The sequence below is a fragment of the Mycobacterium sp. 1164966.3 genome (assembly GCF_001665395.1).
GTDB lineage: Bacteria > Actinomycetota > Actinomycetes > Mycobacteriales > Mycobacteriaceae > Mycobacterium.
The window spans coordinates 67686-90966 of record NZ_LZSG01000064.1 but is presented as its reverse complement, the minus strand read 5'-3'; the positions used below and the strand labels follow the sequence as shown (position 1 = coordinate 90966).

The 23281-nt window shown below is 64.3% G+C and carries 21 protein-coding genes and 1 pseudogene; 12 read left to right on the top strand and 10 right to left on the bottom strand.

What is annotated here, in order from left to right; genetic code table 11:
* Positions 1-36: 36 nt before the first annotated feature.
* The 3 genes from A9W99_RS23420 to A9W99_RS23410 are packed head-to-tail and all read right to left on the bottom strand — an operon-like array spanning position 37 to position 3637.
* Complete coding sequence (locus A9W99_RS23420; RefSeq protein WP_067384001.1) at positions 37-1569, bottom strand: bifunctional 3-(3-hydroxy-phenyl)propionate/3-hydroxycinnamic acid hydroxylase; 1533 nt, start codon at positions 1567-1569, stop codon at positions 37-39.
* Positions 1566-2498, bottom strand: a complete 933-nt coding sequence (locus A9W99_RS23415; protein ID WP_067383998.1) for a fumarylacetoacetate hydrolase family protein — start codon at positions 2496-2498, stop codon at positions 1566-1568. The genes A9W99_RS23420 and A9W99_RS23415 overlap by 4 nt, the downstream gene beginning before the upstream one ends.
* The gene (locus tag A9W99_RS23410) at positions 2495-3637 is read right to left on the bottom strand and encodes a VOC family protein (RefSeq protein WP_067383996.1); all 1143 of its coding nucleotides are present in this window, start codon (positions 3635-3637) and stop codon (positions 2495-2497) included. The genes A9W99_RS23415 and A9W99_RS23410 overlap by 4 nt, the downstream gene beginning before the upstream one ends.
* A gap of 124 nt (positions 3638-3761) precedes the next feature.
* Here A9W99_RS23410 and A9W99_RS23405 point away from each other — a divergent pair, with 124 nt between their 5' ends.
* Complete coding sequence (locus A9W99_RS23405; protein ID WP_067384269.1) at positions 3762-4430, top strand: TetR/AcrR family transcriptional regulator; 669 nt, start codon at positions 3762-3764, stop codon at positions 4428-4430.
* A gap of 135 nt (positions 4431-4565) precedes the next feature.
* Here the strand turns inward: A9W99_RS23405 and A9W99_RS23400 are convergent, their stop codons facing one another.
* Together A9W99_RS23400 and A9W99_RS23395 are read right to left on the bottom strand one after the other, a co-directional pair.
* Positions 4566-5879, bottom strand: a complete 1314-nt coding sequence (locus tag A9W99_RS23400; RefSeq protein WP_067383993.1) for an acyltransferase — start codon at positions 5877-5879, stop codon at positions 4566-4568.
* Positions 5880-5924: 45 nt separating this feature from the next.
* Positions 5925-7622 carry a hypothetical protein gene (locus A9W99_RS23395; protein ID WP_067383990.1) on the bottom strand — a complete coding sequence of 566 codons (1698 nt, stop codon included), beginning with the start codon at positions 7620-7622 and terminating at the stop codon, positions 5925-5927.
* A gap of 165 nt (positions 7623-7787) precedes the next feature.
* Here A9W99_RS23395 and A9W99_RS23390 point away from each other — a divergent pair, with 165 nt between their 5' ends.
* Both A9W99_RS23390 and A9W99_RS23385 read left to right on the top strand, forming a co-directional pair.
* Entirely contained in the window at positions 7788-8402 is a 615-nt protein-coding gene (locus A9W99_RS23390; RefSeq protein WP_067383987.1) for a TetR/AcrR family transcriptional regulator, read from the top strand.
* Positions 8399-9223, top strand: coding sequence for a hypothetical protein (locus tag A9W99_RS23385; protein ID WP_067383984.1), 825 nt, complete (start codon positions 8399-8401; stop codon positions 9221-9223). The genes A9W99_RS23390 and A9W99_RS23385 overlap by 4 nt, the downstream gene beginning before the upstream one ends.
* On the opposite strand, the gene A9W99_RS23380 is transcribed toward A9W99_RS23385, so the two are convergent.
* The 3 genes from A9W99_RS23380 to A9W99_RS23370 form a co-directional block, all read right to left on the bottom strand.
* A complete protein-coding gene (locus tag A9W99_RS23380) occupies positions 9214-9948 on the bottom strand; it encodes an acyl-[acyl-carrier-protein] thioesterase (RefSeq protein ID WP_067384266.1) in 735 nt (244 codons plus the stop codon). The genes A9W99_RS23385 and A9W99_RS23380 overlap by 10 nt on opposite strands.
* A 34-nt stretch (positions 9949-9982) precedes the next feature.
* The gene (locus A9W99_RS23375) at positions 9983-11407 is read right to left on the bottom strand and encodes an NAD(P)-binding protein (protein ID WP_067383980.1); all 1425 of its coding nucleotides are present in this window, start codon (positions 11405-11407) and stop codon (positions 9983-9985) included.
* A gap of 163 nt (positions 11408-11570) precedes the next feature.
* On the bottom strand, positions 11571-12659 hold the full coding sequence (locus A9W99_RS23370; protein WP_067383978.1) for an NAD(P)-dependent oxidoreductase: 1089 nt from the start codon (positions 12657-12659) through the stop codon (positions 11571-11573).
* 156 nt (positions 12660-12815) lie between these two features.
* Between A9W99_RS23370 and A9W99_RS23365 the strand changes: the two are divergent.
* The 7 genes and pseudogenes from A9W99_RS23365 to A9W99_RS23335 all read left to right on the top strand — a co-directional run bounded on the left by A9W99_RS23365 (position 12816) and on the right by A9W99_RS23335 (position 20187).
* Positions 12816-14083: pseudogene (locus A9W99_RS23365) on the top strand (acyl-CoA dehydrogenase family protein).
* Between the two features lie 12 nt (positions 14084-14095).
* Positions 14096-15769 (top strand): tetratricopeptide repeat protein, encoded by a 1674-nt coding sequence (locus tag A9W99_RS23360; protein ID WP_067383975.1) that lies wholly within the window; start codon positions 14096-14098, stop codon positions 15767-15769.
* 51 nt (positions 15770-15820) lie between these two features.
* Positions 15821-16840, top strand: a complete 1020-nt coding sequence (locus A9W99_RS23355; protein WP_082930164.1) for an NAD(P)-dependent alcohol dehydrogenase — start codon at positions 15821-15823, stop codon at positions 16838-16840.
* A 64-nt stretch (positions 16841-16904) separates the two neighbouring features.
* On the top strand, positions 16905-17783 hold the full coding sequence (gene hchA / locus A9W99_RS23350; protein ID WP_067383972.1) for a glyoxalase III HchA: 879 nt from the start codon (positions 16905-16907) through the stop codon (positions 17781-17783).
* Between the two features lie 20 nt (positions 17784-17803).
* Entirely contained in the window at positions 17804-18193 is a 390-nt protein-coding gene (locus tag A9W99_RS23345; protein WP_067383970.1) for a DUF1801 domain-containing protein, read from the top strand.
* A gap of 131 nt (positions 18194-18324) precedes the next feature.
* Positions 18325-19554, top strand: coding sequence for a TerC family protein (locus tag A9W99_RS23340; RefSeq protein WP_067383967.1), 1230 nt, complete (start codon positions 18325-18327; stop codon positions 19552-19554).
* Between the two features lie 36 nt (positions 19555-19590).
* The gene (locus A9W99_RS23335) at positions 19591-20187 is read left to right on the top strand and encodes a DedA family protein (RefSeq protein ID WP_067383964.1); all 597 of its coding nucleotides are present in this window, start codon (positions 19591-19593) and stop codon (positions 20185-20187) included.
* Positions 20188-20231: 44 nt separating this feature from the next.
* Here the strand turns inward: A9W99_RS23335 and A9W99_RS23330 are convergent, their stop codons facing one another.
* On the bottom strand, positions 20232-20879 hold the full coding sequence (locus A9W99_RS23330) for a TetR/AcrR family transcriptional regulator (protein ID WP_067383962.1): 648 nt from the start codon (positions 20877-20879) through the stop codon (positions 20232-20234).
* Between the two features lie 102 nt (positions 20880-20981).
* On the opposite strand from A9W99_RS23330, the gene A9W99_RS23325 reads away from it, so the two are divergent.
* Positions 20982-22343 carry an NAD(P)/FAD-dependent oxidoreductase gene (locus A9W99_RS23325; RefSeq protein ID WP_067383959.1) on the top strand — a complete coding sequence of 454 codons (1362 nt, stop codon included), beginning with the start codon at positions 20982-20984 and terminating at the stop codon, positions 22341-22343.
* Positions 22344-22434: 91 nt separating this feature from the next.
* Positions 22435-22770 (top strand): nitroreductase family deazaflavin-dependent oxidoreductase, encoded by a 336-nt coding sequence (locus A9W99_RS23320; RefSeq protein WP_172828936.1) that lies wholly within the window; start codon positions 22435-22437, stop codon positions 22768-22770.
* Here A9W99_RS23320 and A9W99_RS23315 read toward each other — a convergent pair.
* Entirely contained in the window at positions 22756-23028 is a 273-nt protein-coding gene (locus A9W99_RS23315; RefSeq protein ID WP_067383954.1) for a hypothetical protein, read from the bottom strand. The two genes, A9W99_RS23320 and A9W99_RS23315, sit on opposite strands and share 15 nt — an antisense overlap.
* Between the last annotated feature and the right edge of the window lie 253 nt (positions 23029-23281).

Below are 23281 nucleotides of genomic sequence, written 5' to 3'. Positions count from 1 at the left end.
GTACGGGCACACGACGCGAAACGTGGCGAAGAAATTTCAATCGCGGGTGAGGCTGACACGAGACGCTACAGCTGCGCACACGGCCGCGGTGTCGCGTCCGGCGCACATAACCGTCCGGTCGGGGCGCACAACCGCAGCGGTCGCTCGCCCACGGCGCAGCCACCGTTGCAGTTCGCTGCCCGGCTGGGCTACCAGCACGGTGACGTTGCGGTCCAACAGGTTGGCTCCGTCGCGCCGGCTCAGGGGAATGGCGGTGACTACAGCGAAACGCGTGCCGAGCATGGCGTCGAGCCGTTGGCCTTGGGGCAGTGCAGGATTGGGACACAAGGTGCCGGCGAGCTGACCGGGCCGGCGGGACTTCAGCACCAGCTTGGAACGATGTAGTGCCGGCGTGGCGGAATCGACGACCTTTTCGCGCAGACCCGGGATCAGCCGTAGCCGCGGCAGTACTACTCGGCGCAGCAGGTCGCCGGCGCGTCCCCCGCCGGTCATCGATCGACCGACGGTGAGCGCGAGGCGAATCAATTGGCGGGTGTGCGGCCTGCGCTCTTGCTCGTAGGTGTCGAGAACGTCTGCCGCGAGGGTGCCGTGGTATACCCCGGCCACCTTCCAGCCCAGGTTCACGGCATCCCGTACGCCCGCTCCCATGCCCTGGCCGATGAACGGGGGAGTGAGGTGGGCGGCATCACCCAGGATGAAGATGTTGCCGCGGCGCCAGCGATCGGCGAGCTGCGCGCGAAACGTGTACTCCGCAACGCGCAGTAGCGTCAATTCGCTGTCATCGACATCGCCGATCCAGGGGGCGATGAGCGGTCGCAGGCCGGTCAGGGTGGCGAAGTCATCGGCACTTTCGCCGGCCAGCAACCGAAACTCCCACCGGTAGCGGGCATGTCCGATCCGCATGTAGGTGCCCGCGCGCACCGGATCGCACACTTGATATACGCCATCCCATTGGTGTAGGTCGGCGTCGGTCTCCACGTCGACGACCAGCCAGCGCTGTTCGAACTTCAAGTCCTGCATTGTTGCACCGATCTGGTTGCGCACCATGCTGTTAGCACCGTCGCAACCCAGTAGGTAGTCGGCCTCTACTACCTGAACTTGTCCGTCGGTTCGGTCGATGAACGTGATGCGCACCGAGTCACCCTGATCGTCAACCTCGATCACCTCGGCGTCGCCGCGCAATTCGGCTTTGCGGTAGCGCTTGAGGTTTGCCCGCAGCAGCCCCTCCAACTCCGGTTGGTCGAACATGTTGGCCTGCGGGAAACCGTGGACGCTGCGCGACGGATCGCGGCGGAATTCGGCGAGAATGTTGAATCGGTTGTCCAGCAGCCGCAAACCGAGCGTGGGACGCGAAATAGTGGAGAATTCGTCGGCCATGCCGAGATGGGCTATGACGCGGTAGATCTCGTCGTCCAGGTGTACGGCGCGGGGCTGCGGATACACGCCCGGCCAACGGTCTAGAACCAGACACTCGACGCCGTACTGCGCCAGTAGTGTGGCGGCGGTGATTCCGGTCGGTCCGGCGCCCACCACGACGACGGGCACATGCCGAATCGCGTCGGGGCTCATGCGAATCGGACTGTGGCGCGCTGGGTTCCGAGGTCGATGCTTCCGTCGTCGGTGGCCCCCGACGCCTCCACAACGTCTCCGTGCTTGAGATACTTCGGGTTGTTGGCCTGACTCTTGAAGAATGCCTTCCATTTGATGCCCGGCGGCAAGAGGTTACCGATGACCTGGACCGGCTTCGGCGGCGCGCTCAGGGCGGTGCCGACAGGAGTGCCGGTGAGCACCAGGTCACCCGGCGCGAGTTCCTGGAACTGAGTGAGTGACTGCAGCGCCTGCAGCGGCCGGTACAGCATGTCTCCTTCGACCAGTGCGTTTTGCCGCTCTTCGCCGTTGACGCTCAGGCGCAACCGCAACTCGCCGAATCGCCTGAGCTCGTCGGGACTCAACAGCACCAGCTCCGGGCCGACCGGGGTGAACGTCGGATACGATTTTGCCTCGTAGAACTGAGTCTGGGGGAGCTGGATGTCGCGCGCCGACACGTCGTTGGTTACCACCAGGCCGGCGATGAACTCGGCGAGGTTCGCATCGGAAATCGCTGTCCCGACAGGAATTTGGCGACCGATGACCAATCCGATCTCCACCTCGTAGTCCAGCAGCGAGACATGGCGGGGCTTGACGATGTCGTCGAACGGCCCGTTGATCGAGGCAGAAGCCTTGCGGAAAAAGGTCAACGGGATTGTGGCCGGGTCCATGCCCGCGTCCCTGACGTGCGACTCGAAGTTGGTCATCTGAGCCACCACCCGGCACGGCCTGGTCACTGGCGACACCAGCTGCAGGCTGTCTAGATCGACCAAGTCGGCGCCGGCGGCGTCCACCGCAGCACGGTCGTCCAACAGCTGACCGGTGGTTGCCGCCGTGGTGTCGATCCGCGCCGCTCCCTCCGGGGTCTTGACCCACCAGGCGTCGGCGGTGCGAAGGACGGAAACGGTCATGACGTGGGCACCTTCAGTAAGCCGATGAGGCGGTTGATATCGAACTCGTTGCTTTGGCGAAGCGCCCTGATCATCGAAACGACTTCGTGACGAGCCGATCTCGGGCTGGTTCCAAGAAAGTCCTTGGTGGCAGGCGGGCCCCACTGGGCTAGCCCGGATGCGGTAAAGGGTGCCCAGCCCGGCTCGAGCGTGTTGTCGAACATGTCGCCGTCGGTGAAGTGTTCGACGAGGAAGCCATCGGGATCGCGCCAGTAGTCGAAGATCTGACTGCCCTGGATATGCCTGCCGATTCCCCAAGAGCGGAAATAGCCACGGTCGCTGAGGTATTCGCCGCCTGCGGCCAGGGCGTCGAGGTCGCTCACCTGATACGCCGAGTGGATGTAGCGATTGGCCGGACCCAAAGCCACCGCCAACGTGTGGTGATCCGCCGGCTCCGACCCGCGATCGCAGCGGATAAAGCTCATCGTCGGACCCCGTCCGCGCTGGCCCGGGAAGAACAGGAAGTCGCTGACGATCATCCCCAAGTTGTCCAGATACCAGTCCAGCGACTGCAGGTACTTCGTCGACTGCAGCACCACATGGCCCAGACGCTGCACCCGCGCCGGCGCGCGTGGAGGACGCTGAGTGGCGTTGGTGCGCAGTGGTTCATGCCCGAGGTTGAAGACGTGCGGCCGCTGCGCCGGAAGTTCCGGCAGCTGATGCATGCCCGCGACCACCCGCACCAGAACCCCGCTCGGGTCGACCAGGTCGACCGACAGGCCACCCACACTTTCCGGCAGCGGTCGGGCGGTGGCGCCAGATGCCTCGGCCAGCCGCAGCACGTCGACCTCGTCGCACGCCCGAAACGCAACGCCGGTGAACCGCGTCCGTTGGCCGCGGCGCACCATCATGCACGGCGAACCCGCGTCGGTACCACGCAGCTGAAGTTCGGCCGGATCGCGTCGCGCGGTCTGGAAGCCGAAAGCCCGGGCGAATGCCTCGGCGCGAAGCAGGTCTGGTTTCTCGAACTCCAGCCAGGCGATGTCGGCGACCTTGATCACCGGATTCCGCGAGCGGCCGGGGTGTTCACCTCGGAGGGCTCCCTGCTCGCTATGCAGATCCTTATGTTGGGCCCCGCGGGTGCCGACCATTGGTTTCATCGCCTCTCCGATCAACTAACTGACGAAATCGTCACATACGAGGCGACGCTCAGTCAATAGGTGCTGACGAATTCCTCAGGATTGATGCATACTACCAAGGTCCGGTTGTGGAATGGAGGCCACGATGAGCGCCAGGTCATACGAGTCAGCGCCACCCAACCGTCTGGAGCGCCGGAAACAGCGCACCCGGTCGGCGCTGGTCAAGGCCGCCCAACAGTTGATCGCCGAAGGCAAGACGAACGTCCCTGTCCTCGAGATCACCCGGGCCGCAGATGTCGGGATGGGCTCGTTCTACAACCACTTCGACAGCAAAGAGCAGTTGTTCGAGGCCGCTGTGGCAGATGTGTTGGACGCGCACGGTGCGCTGCTCGACGAGCTCACCGCGGCGATCGAGGACCCTGCTGAAACATTTGCCAGCAGTTTCCGGTTGACGGGGCGGCTGTTACGCGAACGCCCGCGGGAGAGCGACATCTTGTTGGCCAACGGGCCGGCGCTGCTGTCGTCCGACCGTGGCCTGGCACCCCGTGCCCTGCGGGACATCGAGGCTGCGGCCGCGGCCGGGCGTTTTCAGATCGAAGACCCACAATTGGCATTGGCCACCGCTGGTGGCGCGCTGTTAGGGCTCGGTGTCCTGCTGCGGGGAGATCCCGGTCGTGACGCCGCATCGGCGGCTGACGCGATGACCGAAAACGTGTTGCGCTTGTTCGGGCTCAGTGCCGCCGAGGCGCATGCCGTATGCCAACGGCCACTGCCGGACCTCGGTTCCTGGGGTAGGCCCGATTCGGCCGCGTGAGTTGGCCCTATACACACGGAGCGTTCAGCGTGCGCTTATGGCTTTGATTGTGCACTGGCGGCGTTCGCCCAGGTTGCACCGCCAAAGCCCAAGATTCACACGGAAACTCGGCGCGACGGCCGCACGGCCGACAGGTCAACGCCGACCTGCATGCCGCGGCGCCTGAACCGTCGGTCGCAATGCCGCCAGCATTACACTGCAAGCAAAGATCAGCGCTGTCACCCACGAAAAGTGGCCGTCGGGCGCAAAACCTTCGGCCGCGAAGAACGCCAGGCCGTACGCCGCAGTCGCGGCACCGGCCAGGGTGAGCGGTTCGACCCAGCGGGGGGTTATCGGGGCACCGATCATGGGCAGCGGAGCCGCGAAAAACCTTCGCGCCCACCACAACAGCACCAGCTCGATCGCCGTCACGAAGCTGAGAATCGTCACCCACTCCAGCCGCGCCAGCCACCACTCGGCGGTTCCCTCGGCCGGTTGTGGCAACAGTCCGGCCGGGTAGGCGAGAACCGCCACAATGACAACGGGAATCATGTGCCACAGATACAGGGCCATGACGTTGTTGTTGGCCATTGACAGCACCCGCCGCACCCGGGCGGGACGTAGCACGCGGTTGAGCGCGGGCGCGAGCATTATCGCTATTCCGGCTTGTGCACCTGCGAACGCCAGCATCGCCACCGAGGGCGGCTCGTTGTTCTGCACGGGTTGACCGGGAACGCCGATCATGCTGACCGGGAACGGGCCCAGCCCGATCAGCAGCGCCAGCGCTGTCGCTGACCCGACAACCAGTAACACGGCTCTGCGACCCGCCAATCGCCCTTCGTGCCAGGCGATTCCGAGTTGGTATACAGCGCCCCAGCACAGCAGGTAGTTCAGCCAGCCGAGGTAGGGCACGTGGGCGCCCACCGACGCCGCATCCACCCCCGCGACCCCCACCGCCAGTGCTGCCGGCACCCACAATCCCCAACGGCGATGTGCCGCAACGGCAACGGGCGTCAGCGACACCACAAGCAGGTAGACCGCAAGGAACCATAGGTGCATCGCAACCGCCCACCCGGCATAGGACAGCGTGGAACCGTCCACGCCAACGACGTCGGCGAACTCCACGATCACCGACACCGTCCCGACGTACACCGCGGTCGGTCCCAGCACTCGGGCCAGCCGGTGCCGGAGCCATACCGGGCGCTCCATGCCGCCGCCGCCGCGATGCGTCCACGACACCGCGCCGGCGTATCCGGCCACCAGGAAGAACACCGGGACCGCCTGGAAGGGCCACGTCAGCCATTGCGTCCACGGCTGATCCACTAGAGGGTTCTGGCGGCCGAATCGTCCGTCTTCGTACGTCACCGATCCGGCCAGCCAGTGCCCCAGCACGATGAGGACCACACCTGATACGCGGTAGTAGTCGACGGCCAGGTTGCGGACCGGCCGAGCAGTGTCTATCCGATCCACTAGATCCTTGGGACGTCAATGCGGTGCACGAGCGCCACGGTACCGTTACAGCTGAAGTTGGCCGCTATTGGCCGGTGCCGGGGTAACGGTTGCCCGGCGTGGATCACCGCGTTCGTTCCGGTTGGGCGGGCGAGATTGGGTTCCTCGTATCCCTGACCGGTGGCGGTTCCCAGACACCCGAGACTGCTCGTGCACGGCCTGGTTGGTAGCTCTCACCGCACGATCCTCCGGTCGTGTCGGTGTCACACCTTTCCGTCGCCGGGCCGAATAGCCTTGGGCGCGACGCCCGATCACCGTGGCGGCTGCCTGGTGTCGGGTGACATTTGGGTAGGGGCGCTGCCAGTGTTGGGCGCCCCAGATGCTGCTGTAGGCGGGATTGACCGCGAACAGATCAATACCGGCCCGAGGACACATGGTGGTCAGTCGGTTGCGGAACACCGCGGTGGGGATGCCAGACACGGCGCGACGGAACCGTTTGCCGCGCTGCCCGCGGCCCATCGTTTCCCGACCGGTCGTGCGGGCGTCGGTGAAGTCGAGGTCTTCCACCGCGATCGTGGCCAGGCCATAGCGCTGCGCGTAGTGAATCAGTCCGGTGATGGCGTGGCGAACCTGGGCGTCGCGGCGTGAGGTGCTGCCGGTGAGGTCGATATCGATGCGGTGCGCCGCACCAATCGGGTTGCCGTGACTGTCTAGCCGCCGCAGCGCAAGATGCCCGTCGTTAAGGTCCACCGCCACCAGTGGTCCGCTGGCGCACCCGTCGCCGTCGTCGCTCTGGTCGTCATGGCCCACCGAGGACGGCGACGACGGGACCGACCACGTCGCGGTCAGATAACGGCCACTGCGGCCAGGCTTGCGGGTGATGGTGTAGGACACCGAGTTCCCGCTGGTGATCCGCTCTTCCCACTGCTGCGAGCGGTGAGCGAACACCGCGGGGCACGACAGTACATAACGGCCACGGGCGGCATTGGCCAGGTGTTCCAACGGTTTCGGCAACCGCACACTCACCTCACCGGCGGGGGTGACGGTGATGGTCAGATTCCCGAACGGCTCATCCGGGGAGCCGTTGGCGCTGATCCGATACCGCGCCGCCGCCCACTGGTCGCGCCACGCATCAACGCTGAGCCCGGCATCCTCGAGGTGATGGCGCGTTGTGGCCAGCCGTTTACCCCCCTCCACCACATGAACCCGGTGGGCGGCACGATCATTTTCGACCCAGGCGAGCTGAGCGCGCAGACGCTGCAGCCGCTGCTGCTTGGTGAACCGTTCCTGCTGGCTGGCATAGCCTTTCGTCGCGTGGGCTTTGCGACGGGCGGTGCGCTCCGCAGGGGTCAAGGTGTCGGCGGCCGGAGCGGCCAGGCGCTTTTCGATCGTGGCGATCGCCGCCCGCAACCCCACGATGTGGCGATAGCCGGCGTCGCGTGCCAGCCGGTACTGGTCGTCGTTTGCGGCGATGATCGCATTGGCCCACCGAGCCGAGGAGTGCGCGGTCAACGCCCGCTTACGCGCGTTGAGCCGGGTGCGGCGAACCTGTTGACGCGCCTGGCTGCCCAACGTGGGATCCACCGGTTCGCGGCGTGAGGTCGCCGCCAGATCAGCACGACGCAACCGACCCAGGTGCGCAGCCACCGCGTCGAGCACCGGCTCATCCTGCGCGCTCGTGCGCAACCGGGTACCGATCGCCACCCCCGTGGCAGTCGCGACCGGTTTCACCCCACGCCACTCACGCAGCTTGAGCTCGGTCATACCCCGCAGTCTCCAAGACAGGTCCGACAAATCCGCTCACCCAACGCCGGCCAACAAAACCGCCAGCTGTTCGCCACCCGTCTGGCCGTGTCCGAGCATCCGGGCTGAAGCCTTCGCTGACGGCCGTCATTGACAGGTGACAATGAACTTCGTAGAGTGCAAACTATGCCATCCGCACAATCTGCATCACCGGTTGTGCGGGCGCGGGATGCCCAGCGGCTGCAGACCCGGGCGCGGGTGTTCGAGGCGGCGCTGGCAGAGATCGGGAGGTCCGGTTTGGCCAGTGCGGACGTCGCGGCGATTGCCGCGGCGGCGGGAGTGTCACGCGGTACCTTCTACTTCCACTTCCCGACCAAAGAGCATGTGCTTGTCGAACTGGAGCGGGCCGAAGAGGTCAAGATTGTGGCGAAACTCAACTCGCCAACGGAAAATCCCGACCTGATGTCGGTGCTGAAGATGCTGGTGCGCCAGGTCGTTGCCGCGGAGCGACGGTTGGGGCCGCTAGTTTTCCGAGACATGTTGGGCCTGCACTTCTCACCGGCGCGGCCCGTCGAAGACCAACTGGGGGAGCACCCGTTGGCCGAGTTCGTCATCGGTGTAATCGGTCAGGCGCAGGCCGCGGGACGGGTGCCGCAGGACGCCAATGCGGACGAGCTGGGCGTGATTTTCCTGACCGGTCTATTCGCGTTGCTGGCCACCGGAATATCTGCGTCCCGGGCGCGGACGACGCTGCTGGATCGCTATGTGGCGACCGTAGTCAAAGGAATGGAGAAGCGATGAACGCTATGGGAATTGACGGCTACCGCGTCTATTTGGCGCGCCGCGACGGGGAGGCGGATCTCCTGAATCGCCGCCTGGCCAACCGCGAGGAATTCTTCGCGGCGCTCGAGGCCGACCCGGTCCGCTCGGCCCGTCACATTGATCGAGAAGTGTTCGCGCGCAATCTCCGTCGTCGGAAACCCGAGCAAAATGTCGGCCGTGACATGCTGTTCCTCTTGGCCACCGCCAAACTCAACCAGGCGGAAAGGTTCGGTGTGGGATTGGGGGAGACCTACGGGCGCAACAGTGGTGACGACACGCTTCCGGAGCGGGTGTACATGGAACTCGAGGAGCACTATCACACCCGCCTGCTCGCCTACGTGCTGGACATCTTCGATCTGCCGTTCCACGTGAGCCCGCCGCCGCTGGTCATGCGGCAGTTCGTCAAGCTCAATGTCTTTCTGCCCGAACGGCTCAGCTTCGCCGTCGTGGGTGCCGCGGAAATGGCCGGTTGCGTGATGTTCGACGAGCTGCGACGGGTCGGCGCCGAGTTGTTCGCCGACGAACCAGATGTCGCCGCCCGGATCGAGCGGCTCTACAACGACATCCTGACCGATGAGATCGGCCACGTCGGCTACTGCGCGGCGCGTTGCACCGCCGCGGAACGGACACTGATGCGCCGTCTCTACCCATTCATCGGACGGTTGTTTGCTCGCCAAACCGCCGAGATCAGCCTGCTGATTGATCCGGCCAAACTGCGGGCGCGCCTGAGCCGGCCGTTCGATGTCGAGGAATTCGCGTCGGGTCTGCCCAATGAGGCCTGCGTTGCGGCTTATCCGTGAGATTTGCGCACCAGCGCGGCGGCGCGTACGTCGTCGCCGACGGTGAAGTGCATGCGTAGGGTGTCGTGGTGACGCTCGGAATGGATGGTCACCGATTCGCCCAGTTTGATCGGCCTGCGGTATTCGAGGACGGCGCGATACGGCGCGCCCTCCAGTTCTGGTGCTTGGCCGAGGATCTCGTGCACGCCATGCCAGTAGATGGTGTTGTTGACGTGTTCGAAATGGTCAATATCGGTGCGGCGCAGCGGAAACGGAGTAACGACGCCATTGACCGGTTCGGTGAGCCACGGGCGCCACCGGAGCCGGTGATTGTCGGTGGTGCTGCCGAAGCGCGCGATGCAATCGTCGGACAGACGCGAGGGGGTCAGGGTGTCTTTGTTCATGCAGATCCAGAAACCCTCGGTCTCGATTCGTCCGCCGTCGGAACCCTGCAGCTGAACGCGCATGCTGCACCAACGTGTGGAAAGCGCTGCACACCAACGACGGAAGGTGATATCGCTGGGGATTTCGATCGGTTGCACGACGTCGATGACAGTTCGCAGGACGATCCAGTGTGGATGGACATCGGCAAGTTTTGCATCGCCGAGATGTTCGGCGCCCACTTCCTGGATGTAGCGCGCCACGCCGTCGAGGCGCAAGCGTTTGTGCTCGTCAATATCCGTTGTGGCCAGCCGCCAACCGGTTTCGTAGACATACCCCGAGTCGGGTAGGTCGACCAGTGGCATGTCCGGCTCGGGGATTTCGGACACGGCCGCTCCTCTAGCGTTGCTCATCTGTGATTTCGAAACTGTGCTCGCTGAGCAGCTTTTCCAGCTGCTCCATGGCGGTATCGAGTTTCGCCTGAAACATCGACACCACCCGCGCCCGCACCCGCGGCTTGTCCGACAGCGGCGGGAGCAGCTCGGCGAGCAGGTTCAGCCGTGCGGTGCTGAGCCAGTCGGTCAGCTCGTCGTCGTCCAGCCAGCGACGCTGGTTGCGCAGATCCGAATGGGTCAGCCGCATCCAGTCCAGGTCGCGATCGGGGTGCGGAATCGGTTTGCAGAGTTCGTTTTTCAGCTCGTCGTCGTGGTAGGCCGTTTCGACGTGGGCAATGAACGCGGCGCTGAACACCTGCTGGCAACCCCGCACCGCCTGCAGGGTGAGGTGATCGCCATCGAAAACCGGCTTGGCCGGACGCTGCGGCGCTCCGTCGGCTGTGCAGTCGATATACAGGGCCGACGGAGACGACGTGATCGATCCGCCGTCCAGGACGATCGCGGTGGGCTCGATGTGCTGGACGTGGCCCATCCTGACGATGTCCTTGATGCGGCGCAATTGTTCGAACTCCAGGCGCGACACGATCGCGCACCGATACATGGTCGGCCGTATCGAGGGATCGAGCCGCAGCAGAGTTCCGGCACTTTCCAGCCGGTCGAAAAGGTCGTCGGTCGACGTCGCTGCCGCGATTCCCTCGAGGGTCGCGCCGTAGCTGTCGCGGAACTGCTTGATGAACGTCGGCCCGGGCTGCAGCGTCGCGCGGTCCATCATCCAGGAATCGCGAGGCATGATCCAGGTCAGCCGGTCTGGACTGACGCCGTTTCGCAGTAGCCACAGACAAATGTCCATGCCGGTTTTGCCGGCGCCGACGATCACGTACCGGTCCCGGGGTGCGTATTTCGGGAGATCGCTTGGCGGAACGCAGTCAATGCCCGGTGCGACCGAATAGGGAGCGGGTCGCATCGATGGAACGATCGCGCGCAAGTAGGTGGCGTCGACGATTCGCTTATTTACTGTGACGACATATTCGGTACCCGCCATGGTCCGGAGCCGCCCGTCGCCGAGGTACTGGCTCATCGGGAAGTATTCGACCCGGCCGGTGGGAAGAAATTGCTGCTGCATGACCGCGTCGAAGTAGGCGCATATCTCGCCGACCGGCGCGAGTTCGCCCAACCCCTTGTTCCAGCCGACGGCGTCGATCCTGTTGTTGCCCAATGCCCTTGAGTTGACACCGTAGTAAGCCGACGGTTGATGCAGCCGCACGAACGGGTAGGCGGCGTTCCAGTGTCCGCCCGGTTGATGGGCGCGGTCGACAATCACCACGCGTGCGTCGGATTCGGTGATCAGCGTGTCGGTGAAGGCCATGCCCATGGCTCCGGCACCGATCACTAGGTAGTCGGCCTCGATGCTTCTCGCCGACACCGTCATAGACATCCCCTTCGAGCGGTGCGATCTGGTAAAGCTCACAGGGTAGCCGGTAGCCGCCGCAGATTACGAATACGTGCTGGGGGGCGGTTTGTACACAGATTTTACGCCAGTCTTCACCTCAAGGGTGCTACCGCAGATGTGTTTGCCGGCAATGCTTTACGCGTCAGTCCGGGCCGGCCAGCGCCGCGGCGCCATACTTCTTCGCGATCAGCGTCCACGGGTCGGCATACGGACCGCGTCGCTCGGCGCGGCGCTGCACGCTCAGGACCGCACGCATCGCGGGGCGCAAGACCGGGCCCAGGACCCGCAAGACTACCCGCAAGCGGCCCTGCGATTCGGCCAGCCACGCCACGGACTGTTCCCAGTCGTGCTGCTGGAAGTCGAGCAGCGCATGCGATTCGGTGGTGTCGAACCACCCGGTGAAAGCCCAGCCGCGGTCATCCGTCGGATCGCCGGGCAGGCTGGCCGAGGGGCCGAGGCGGCCTAGGCCGACGGCGGCCATGATGTCGTCCTCGAGGTCGCGATACAGCTTCACGTACGATTCGTTGCCGCCGATGAGCAGTACTTTGCCGGCGATGCTGGCGCCGCGGTCGACGGCATTGGCGAATGCCAGCGCGGCATCGCGCGAATCCACCATGTGCATGCGGTTGTCACCGGGCGTAGCCCGCACCAGCAGCAGATAGTCGCCGTTGAAGTGGGCGTCGGGCGACATGACCCCGCCAAGCCGCAGCAGCGCGTACGGTAGACCGCTGGCGCGGACGGCGGCCTCCGCCAGCACTTTGTCCTCTCCGTACTGATCGATGGGGTCCACGGGCGTGTCGGGCGTGATCCGGTCCGGATAGCGGTAGGGATTGCGCGACCCATACACCGCGGCGCTGGACGCCATCACGAATAGTGGTGAGTCGGGCAGCGACGAGGCCGCTGCCAACAGGTTCTCGGTGCCACCCACATTCACGCTTCGGGCCAGCCCGGGATTGCGGTATGACGGGGGCGACACGATCGCGGCGAGGTGGACGATGGCGTCGGGCCGATGGGTCAGGATCAGCTCATGCACTGCTGCTGGATCCCGCAGGTCGATGTAGGCCGGAATCAGGCTTCCAGGGTGCCCGGACAGCTTCTTCTCGACCGCGGCTGTGTCGTCGGTACGCAGGTCCGTCGCGATGACGGTTCGTCCCCTGTCCAGCAATATCCGGGTGCACCGTCGGCCGATCTGTCCGAACGCCCCGGTGACCAGGACCGTGGCGGCGTTCATGCCGATACCGGGCGGGCGTGACATTTCACTCAAAAACTGTAAACCATCCACGCGCGGTCTGCCGCCCCGTCCGGTACAGTCTTAGACGATTGCTGGGCGATCGCCCAGCAATCCGCGGGAGGCCATCGGCGATGACGTGCACAGGAATCGGGCGACGTGGCGCTTGAGTCGGTCGAGGAATTCCGCGGCCGCGCCAGGTCCTGGTTGGCGGCAAACCTGCCGCGGCTGGATCCCGATAATCCGGCGATTCGCACGCGCGACGGAGAAGACACCTGGGCGCGCGCCCGAGAACTGCAGCGAATCCTCTGGGACGGGGGATTCGCCGGAATCTGCTTTCCGCGCGAGTACGGCGGGCTTGGCTTGGGTTACGAGTACAAGAAGGCCTTTGACGCCGAATCTCTCGATTACGAGACGCCGCTCATTCTCAACGTTCCGTCGTTCGCCATCTGCTGCGCGACGATCCTCGACATGGGCAGCGAAGAGCAGAAGCGCCGTCACATCAGGGCCGCGCTGCGTGGCGACGAAGTGCTGGTGCAGCTGTTGTCGGAACCCAGCGGTGGCTCGGACCTCGCCGGTGTGATCACCCGTGCCGTGCCGACCGCCGAGACGGACGCTGGATAATCAACGGCGCCAAGACATGGAGCACTTGGGCGTTCGCCGCGGACTACGGCCTGTGCCTGGCCCGCACCGACTGGGCCGTCCCGAAACACGACGGGTTGACGATGTTCCTTGTGCCGCTTCGACATCCGGGACTAACGATCAATCGCATTCGGCAGGTCAACGGCTCGATTGAGTTCTGCGAAGAATTTTTTGACGACGTCGACGTCGGTGACGATGCCGTGATAGGGGAACCTGGCAAAGGGTGGGAGGTCGCGTCGCGGCAGCTGTATCACGAGCGCCGCACCATGGGCGACGGCTCGGAGTACACCAGCGGTCCCGGAATTGCTGAGGCGCAGGATGTTTCGATCGACCTGATGTCGGTCGCCCGCAGTGCCGACCGGGACGAAAGCGAACACGTCCGGGATCTGGTCGGCCGGGCCCTGGTCCACCGCGCCGTACACGGGCAGCTCAGCGAGCACGTTTACCACGCCGTAGCGAGCGGGGCACTGCCACCTGCCGCCGGATCAATAATCCGGTTGTACATGGCTGCGGTTCACGACGTCGAAACCGATGCCGCGCTGGAGGTGGCCGGCTCAGCGGCCGTCGTCGACGATGAGGCGCAGCTGCTCGATGTCGGCACTCGCTATATGGGACGCCAGATTGCCAGCATCGGCGGCGGCACCACCGAGATGGCGCGCAACGTGATCGCCGAGCGGGTCTTGAACCTTCCGCGCGAATACGCCGCCGACCGCGGTGTGCCGTTCAACCAGGTGCGGCGAAACAGGCTCAGTCACCAACGAAGCAGCGGCTCGCCGCACCCTTAGTAGTGTGCATACATGACTGCCGACGAGCAGTACTTCGATCTCGGTGCCTACCACCGGCCGATCGACACCTCTTCCGCGCAAGCGCAAACCTGGTTCGACCGCGGAATGGTGTGGGCCTATGCGTTCAACCACGAAGAGGCGATCCGTTGCTTCGAGCGGGTCCTGGAACTCGACCAGGATTTGGCCATTGCACGGTGGGGAATCGCGTATTCGGTTGGCCCCAACTACAACAAGGCGTGGGAGGCTTTCGACCCGATTGACCTGAGCGCGTCACTCGCCCGCGCGCGCAGGGAACTCCGCCTCGCCGCGCGGGGCCGGGCCAGCCCCGCCGAACGAGAGCTCATCACCGCGCTCCAGGCCCGGTTTCCTACCGACGACCCGAACGATACGGATGCCCTGCAGTCCGGTCTGGTTGCCTACGCCGACGCAATGACCGCGCTTGCCGCGGCGTATCCGAAAGACATCGACGTGCAAACGCTGGCCGCCGACGCGCTGGTCAATGTGACGGCATGGGCGCTGTGGGACACCCGGACCGGTGAGCCGGCCCCCGGCTCCCGGGTGGTCGAGGCCAAGCGGATCCTCGAGGATGCGCTCGACGGACCGGAGGGTCGCGAGCACCCGGGAATATTGCACCTGTATTTGCACACCATGGAGATGTCCTCGACCCCGGAGAAGGCAAAGCCGGCCGCCGACCTATTGCGCGACTTGGTTCCCGACGCCGGCCATCTGCAGCACATGCCCAGCCATATTGACGTGCTGTGCGGCGACTACCACCGCTCGGTGGTAGCGAATATTGCTGCGGTGCAGGCGGACCGGCGCTTTGTGAGCCGGGAGGGCCCATTGAACTTCTACTCCCTCTACCGGGCGCACGATCTGCACTTCGTCGTGTATTCGGCAATGTTTCAAGGACAGTCGCAGATCGCGTTGGAGGCGGCCGATGAGCTCGCCGGCCAGCTCACAACCGAACTGCTGTCAGTTGAATCCCCGCCAATGGCCGATTGGCTCGAGGCGTTCGTTCCGTTGCGGACCCATGTGCTGGTGCGGTTCGGGCGCTGGGATGAGCTGATCGCGCAACCTTTGCCCGATGACCGCCGCCTGTACTGCACCACCGCCGCGACGATGCATTACGGACGCGGGGTCGCGCTGGCGGCCACCGGGCAACTCGCGCAGGCACGCGCCGAGCGCGCGGCGTTCAGCCAGGCATATGACCGAGTTCCGGACTCCCGGTACATGTTCAACAACACCAGCCGAGACATCCTGGCCGTGGCCGCTGCCATGTTGGACGGCGAGATCGCCTACCGTGCAGGTGATTTCGACGAGGCGTTCAGGCATCTGAGGCACGCGGTCGACCTCGACGATGCGCTGCCCTACGACGAGCCATGGGGCTGGATGCAGCCAACGCGCCACGCGTATGGCGCATTGCTGCTAGAACAAGGCCACATCGAAGAGGCGGCTGCCGTGTATGCCGCCGATCTGGGTTTGGACCCGCTGTTAGCCAGGCCGTGCCAGCACCCCAGGAACGTGTGGAGCCTGCACGGCTATCACGAATGTCTGCAGCGGCTTGGCCGTACCGCGGAGGCCGCTGTCGTCGGCATAGAACTCGAGCTTGCCGCCGCACAAGCCGATGTGCCGATTCGTGCCTCGTGCGCATGCCGACTCGACGTCATGGGGTGCTGTGATGAATAAGGCACCAGGTCAACAAAATTGGCAGCTAGTAGGTGAGAAGGCAGGTTTCGCATGAATATCCCGGACCGTCAGCAGGCCATGGTCATGACCGAAGCTGGCGCGCCTCCGGTGGCCATGGAAAGGCCGGTGGCGGAGCTTGGTCGCGGGCAGGTGCTGGTGAAGGTCAACGCCTCGAGCCTGAACTTCCACGACAACATCAATCTGATGGGCCTTCTGCCGGGGCCGTGGCCGCGGGTCCCGATGAGCGACGGGGCGGGTGTGGTGGTGGCCGCCGGTCCGGAGGTCGATGACCTGCAAATCGGGCAGCGTGTCATGGGAGCGTTTCACCCCTCCTGGCGCGACGGGCCGCCCACGCCAGAGGCAAAGCGGGAGCTGCCCGGCGATACCTGCGACGGTTGGCTGCAGCAATATCGAGTCGTAGACGCCGACGGCCTGGTCCGCACTCCCGACCACCTCAGCGACGTCGAAGCCGCGACGATTCCATGCGCGGGCGTGACGGCGTGGAGCGCCCTGAAGGAAGCCGGCATTCGCGAAGGCGATGTGGTGGTAACGCAGGGCACCGGCGGAGTGTCGCTGTTTGCGGTTCAGTTGGCCCGAACACTGGGCGCCACCACGATCTTGACGTCGTCCTCGGACCACAAGCTCAGCATCGGATCGGGTTTGGGCGCAACGCATCTCGTCAACTACCGCACCAATCCGGAGTGGGATGTGGAGGTCAGGCGGATCACCAGCGGCCGTGGAGCGGATCTCGTCGTCGACCTCGGCGGCCCCGATACCTTGGCGCGGTCGCTGCACTCGGCGCGGATGGGAGGCACTATCGCGGTGATCGGCGTGCTCAGTGGATTCGACATGACGCCAATCGCAGGTACCGAAGTAATGTTGAACAATCTCCGCATCATCGGCATCACTGTCGGCAGTGTGCGGACCCATCGCGAACTGTGCGAGGTGATGGCCACGGCGGGTATTAAGCCCCACATCAGCAACGTCTTCGACTGGGAAGATCTCGACGAGGCGCTGCGCGTGATGCGCGGGGGGGAACACGTCGGCAAGATCGCGATCACCATTCCGTGAACCCGCGGGCTCGGAAACCGGTCATCGGGTTTACCGGGCCTGCCTTCAGGGCAGCCGTCACCGCATGACGAACGACGCAGACAAGCTGAGCAAGGACCCCACCCCCGACGACGCCGAAGACAACGCGTTCTTCCCGTCCCCGTATTCATTGAGTCAGTACACATCGCCGAAGACCGATTTTGATGGAGTGCAGCACAAGGGCGCCTACACCGCAGGTAAGTGGAAGGTGCTGATGATCGCGACCGAGGAGCGCTATGTCTTGTTGCAAAACGGCAAGATGTTCTCGACCGGCAACCATCCGGTCGAGATGCTGCTTCCGTTGCACCACATCATGGAGATGGGTTTCGACGTGGACGTCGCGACGATCGCCGGCTATCCAGCCAAGCTGGAACTCTGGGCCATGCCACGCGAGGACGAGGCAGTTCTGGCAACTTACGACGCACTGAAACCAAAACTGAAGCAGCCCAAGAAGCTTTCCGATGTCGTCGCCAACGAGCTCGGCGCGAATTCCGACTACATCGCCGTCTTCATCCCGGGTGGGCACGGGGCCGTGGTGGGGCTGCCGGCCAGTCAATCGGTGGGGCAGACGCTGCGTTGGGCGTTGTCGAACGACAAGCTCATCATCACGCTGTGTCACGGACCGGCAGCGTTGCTCGCCGCTTCGCTGGGTGAGCAAGAGTCGCCCTTCAAGGGATACGAGGTCTGTGTGTTCCCCGACGCGCTGGACCAGGGACCGAATATCGAGATCGGTTACCTTCCAGGTCATTTGCAGTGGCTGGTCGCCGATCTCTTAGGCAAACAAGGATTGACGGTCCTCAACGACGACATGACCGGCAAGACCCACCAGGACCGCAAATTGCTCACCGGCGACAGTCCGCTGGCATCCAATGCACTCGGCCGACTTGCGGCCGACGCGCTATTGGAGAATGTCGGGACAGCCTAACCACCGAAAGCGACGATCAAGTGACCAAAGGCGACAAGCAAAAAGCTTCTCCGTCCGAGTTGATAGACGCCAGGATCAAAGAACTTGGCGACTGGCGGGGCCAAATGCTGTCTCGCATAAGGGAATTGATCAAGCGGGCGGACCCCGACGTGGTGGAGGACTGGAAGTGGCGAGGAGTCCCGGTGTGGTATCACGACGGGATGATCTGCACCGGTGAGAGTTACAAGAAGGTCGTGAAAATCACCTTCGCGAAGGGCGCTTCGCTGGACGACCCCGCGGGTCTCTTCAATGCCAGCCTCGATGGGAACACCAGACGCGCCATCGATTTCCAGGAGGGCGACCAGATCGATGAAGAGGCATTCATGACGCTCATCCGTTCCGCACTGGCGCTGAACGCCGAAAAGACCTGAGACCTATTAGCGTCGCCTCCCGAAGTGCTGACCGACGTCGTCGATGATCACTGTGGCATCGTGGTTGGCGAAGGTCAGCTCGGCAACTCGGCCGACGCGCCAGTTTTGAAAAGGATCAGACGGGGAAGCGCATGACTGTCCCGACGTGGGTATGGGGCGTGACGATCTTGGGCATCGCCGGACTTTTGGCCTTCGACTTCGTGTTCCACGTCCGCAAGCCGCACGTCCCGACGCTGCGTGAGGCTGCAGTCTGGTCGACCGCCTACGTCGGCGTCGCGATCATGTTCGGCGCCGGTTTGTTTTTGCATAGCGGGTCGGAGGCCGGATCGCAGTACTTTGCGGGCTACGTCACCGAAAAGGCTCTGTCAGTCGACAATCTGTTCGTCTTTTTGGTGATCGTGGCAAGTTTCCGGGTGCCCCGCGAGGATCAGCAAAAGGTATTGCTGTTCGGCATCGTCTTCGCCCTGATCGCCCGCACCGGTTTCATCTTTCTCGGCGCCGCGTTGATAAACACATTCGCCTGGATCTTTTATTTCTTCGGTTTGGTCCTGCTGTTCACTGGCGGCCGCATGCTCAAGACGTGGGATGGTGATGATCCCCAGGGGGCCGACAACTTCATCATCCGAATAGCGAAGAAGGTTATTCGCACTACCGAGCACTACGACGGCGACAAACTGTTCACGACGGTCGACGGCCGTCGGGCGATGACGCCGATGTTGTTGGTGATGGTCGCCATCGGCGGCACTGACATCCTCTTCGCGCTCGACTCGGTCCCGGCGATTTTCGGACTCACCGAAGAGGTCTACATCGTCTTCACCGCGACCGCGTTCTCGCTACTGGGTCTGAGGCAGCTCTACTTTCTCGTCGATGGCCTGCTCGACCGGCTCATCTACCTCTCCTACGGGTTGTCGGCGATCCTCGGTTTCATCGGAGTGAAATTGGTCCTACATGCGCTGCACAAGAACAACGTCCCATTTGTCAATAGCGGCAAACCGATTGACGTCGGCGAGATCAATACGAGCCTGTCGCTGCTAGTGATCATCGGCGTGCTCGCTGTCACGGTGGCCGCGTCGCTGCTCAGCCGTAAGGGCAAAGCCCAGACGGCGATCGCCAACGCCCGACGTCACGCCATGGCCTACCTCGACTCGGAATACACCCATAGCGACGCCGAACGCGAGCGCATCTTCGGGCTACTGCTCAACGAGCGGGATCAGATACTTGCGCTCGGCCCGAAGTATCGCCAGATGGTCCGTGACGAGCCGGCCCTAATGGCATTGCTCGACCGCGCCGCCACCAACCACGATGAAGCCGTCGACCGCGGTCAGGCCGAACCTTTCATTCGAAAGGGGCTGACCGCCTGAACGCGAATATTCTTCCGGCGCGGCTCGGGGCATAGAGTGTTCGACTGGTTGTTGGACGCGCTCGGTCACTCATGGTGGGCGTATCCGCTGATTCTGGGCTTCTGTACGTTCGACGGCATATTTCCCGTGCTGCCCGGCGAGACCACGCTCATAACGGCAGGAATCCTCGCTGCAAACGGCGCGATGTTGCTCGGGTGGGTGATCACCATGGGGGCGGTGGGTGGGTTCCTCGGTGACAACATCGCTTACTGGATCGGTCGATCTGCCGAGGGCTGGGCCCACCGCTGGATCACTCGCGGCGAGAAAGGCAAACGCGGCCTGGAATGGGCGCATCGGGAATTGGACCGTCATGGAGGATCCCTCGTGGTCGCGGCGCGCTTCGTTCCAGGCGGTCGCACGGCGATGACTATCGCGTGCGGGGTACTGGACTTTCCCTATCGTCAGTTCCTGGCGTTCGACGCGGTCGGGGCCATCCTGTGGGCGATTGTCAACACGATGATCGGTTTCGTCGGCGGCCGAGCATTCGCCGACAACACCGTCGCCGCGTTCGCGACGTCTTTTGCCGTGGCGTTGACCTTGGCAGGGATTATCGAGCTGTCCCGCTGGTTTCTCCGACGACGAGCGTCGCATTAGGAACTCAACCGCCGGTCACCCACCGGCTTCTGCTGTCGAGATCGCTACGCGCGCTGGCTATCTGAGGCATCGGGCGCATGCCGGCGTTGCGCTATTTCTCCAAGGGTGATGACGCCCTGGGTAATCTGCGCGGCAAGGTCTTCAGTGTCGGCATTGAGTTGTTCGGCAAGGTTGGCGGTCAGCGCGAGCGTGGCGAACCCATGGCTGAGAGACCAGCCCGCCAGTACCAGCCCGCGGACGTCGTCGTCGGACACCGCTGCCGACCGGTGTGCGGTCAGACTGGCGCGCGCACTCCCGTAGAGGATGCCGAAGGCTTCGTCTCTCGCTGCCATCAAGCTCGCGTCGTCGCCGCGATATAGGTAGGGGCGAAACATCACCTCGAAGTAGCCGCGGTGAGTCAGCGCGAACGCGATGTAGGTTTGGCCGCCGCGCAAAAACCCATCCGGCCCAGTCGCGGTGGGGCCGATCATCTCGGAGGCAAGCCGAAATCCTTCGGCGGCTACGGCCGTGAAGATTCCGGTCTTGTCGCCGAATTGGTAGGCGAGTGCGGCGTGGGACACGCCGGCCCGGCGCGCGATGCGCCGCATGCTCACTGCGGCGACGCCGACCGTTTCGACTTCCTGCACGGCGCCGTCAACCGCGGCGCGCTCGAGCTGCCCGTGGTGGTATGGCCGTCTCTCACTGGTTGTCATCGAGTGACACCATACCCAAGCGATCTGACCATTGATAAGTTCGTCACAAACCGGCAGACTTACCACTGGTAAGAACCCCGGTTCGGAGAGCGGAGGGGAGTCGTGTACGACGTCGTGATCGTGGGGGCCCGGTGCGCAGGCGCGCCATTGGCAGTGATGCTCGCGCGCCGCGGTCTGCGGGTGTGTGTGTTGGATCGGGCGCGGTTTCCCAGCGAGACGCCGTCTACGCACGTGATCCAGCCATGTGGCGTCGAGATTCTCGACGAGCTCGACGTCCTCGACGCCGTTCTGGCTCACGGCGCCGTTCCACTGGATCGCTTCACGCTGGTCTACGAGGACGTGCGCATCGATGCGAGCCTGGACGCCGTGCAGTTCGGTAGACCAGGCTTATGCGTGCGCCGGGTGACCCTGGACGCGCTGCTGGTCGAAGCCGCAGCTGCGGCCGGGGCGGACGTGCGTACCGGGTGCCGGGTGACCGGGGTGCTCGCTGACGACACCGGCCGCGTGGCGGGTGTGCAGACAGACAATGGCCCGGTGCGCGCTCGACTGACTGTGGGCGCCGACGGGCGCCGTTCAGTCGTTGCCGCATCCACCGGGGCCGCCGAGTACCTGGCCACTCCGCCCGGGCGGATACCGGCGTGGGGGTACTTCGCCGGCGTCACCGACGGCGAAGGGCGGATGCGAATCGGCAGGAGAGGCGATCTGGCTTTTCTCGCCTGCCCGACCGACAGCGGCCTCTACATGGCCGGAATCGGTATCGACGTCGCCAAAGCTGGCGACTTCCATGCCGACCGAGCACGCAACTTCGCCGCCGGTTTGGCGCATTGGCCGGAACTGGCCGATCTGTTGGCGGGGGCGCAGCGGCAAGGCCCGATTCGCGTGATGACCGACTGGCACGGTTACTTTCGCCGCAGCGCGGGCCCCGGATGGGTTTTGGTCGGTGACGCCGGACACTTCAAGGACTTCACTCCCGCCCAGGGCATCGCCGACGCGCTACGCCAAGCCAAAACGCTCGCCGAATCGATCTGTAACGGCCTGGATCACGGCGAGGCAGATGCTCACCTGCGACGGTGGTGGCAATGGCGCGACCACGACGCCTATGCGATGTACTGGCTGGCACGGGATATGGGGGTGGCGGGCCCGTCGACACCACTGATCACCGCCATGATGCGGCAGATCGCCGGCAGCGAGGCTGCCGCCGGGCAACTGCTGCGGGTGCTCAACCACGAACTGCCCCCGGCGAGGCTGTTCACGGTTGCGCGACTCGCGAGGGCAGCGGTCGGCGCACTGCGTGATCAGCCACGCCAGCTCCCGGCCACACTCCGCGAGATTGTCAGCACGGCCACACGCGAGTTCTTGCGCGCGGCAGCGCGTTACGGGCTGGACAGCCGCCAAGGGCGATCCACGATGCGACGTGAGCGTTTCCGGCGCCGCCGCCACTTGGCCGTTGAGTCCGCGGCATGAGAGCCTGTGTTCACTTCTTTCCGAGCGCAGGGGGGCAGCGATGAAACGTGCCAACGCGAGACGCTTTTGGCGAATAGCCAACCCGCTCAACATGTCTCTGATTCGCGTGGCACCGTGGTGGGTGGTCCTGGAAACCGTCGGCCGGCACTCGGGCAAGCCGCGGCAGGTGCCGCTGGCGCGCGGACCGCAGGATGGCGACTGCATGTGGTTGATCTCGGTGCACGGGACGCACTCGGATTTCGTCCGCAACATTGCCGCCGAACGCCGGGTGCGGCTGCGGATCCGCGGCCAATGGATGCCGGGCACGGCGTCGATCGAACCCATGGACTCCGAAATTCTGTCTCGCTTCAATTGGTATGCACGCCAAGGGCCGAAGCGTTTCGGGATCGACCCCAAATTGCTACGCGTCCAGCTAGCGAGGCACTGAATCGTCTGCCTTCGCCGGCGACGGCGTGACCGTCGCGCCACGGGTTGCGGAGTCAAGCAGATACTGCTCCACCATGCGGTGGATGGGGCCTACCAGGCTCCAGATGATTCGGGCGCTCGGGTGCTCGTACTTCACCAGCGTCGACAACACCAACTGTCCCGGCGAAGTGAGCGCGACGATCCTCGGGGTCAGGATGCGGCCGCAGGTCCCCAGCACTCCTTCGCACGCTTCGCTGTGCAAGATCTCGAAACCGATCACATGGCCGACAGTGCCGATCTCATCCTTGTCATCGACGCGTTCCTGGGCACCGCACTTGCCGGGCCATCGTGGTCGACCGACCGATCGACCGTAGCTTCGGCGACGACCTCGTAGACCTACTCATCAACGGATTGACACCTCCGTCGTTGACCGGCCCACGACCGCGCGAGCGGCGAAGCGCCCGATCGAGCTGAATGACGAGTCCAGCACGCGCGGTAGGGTTAGACAGCCTCAAGGCAGGTTAAACAGATGT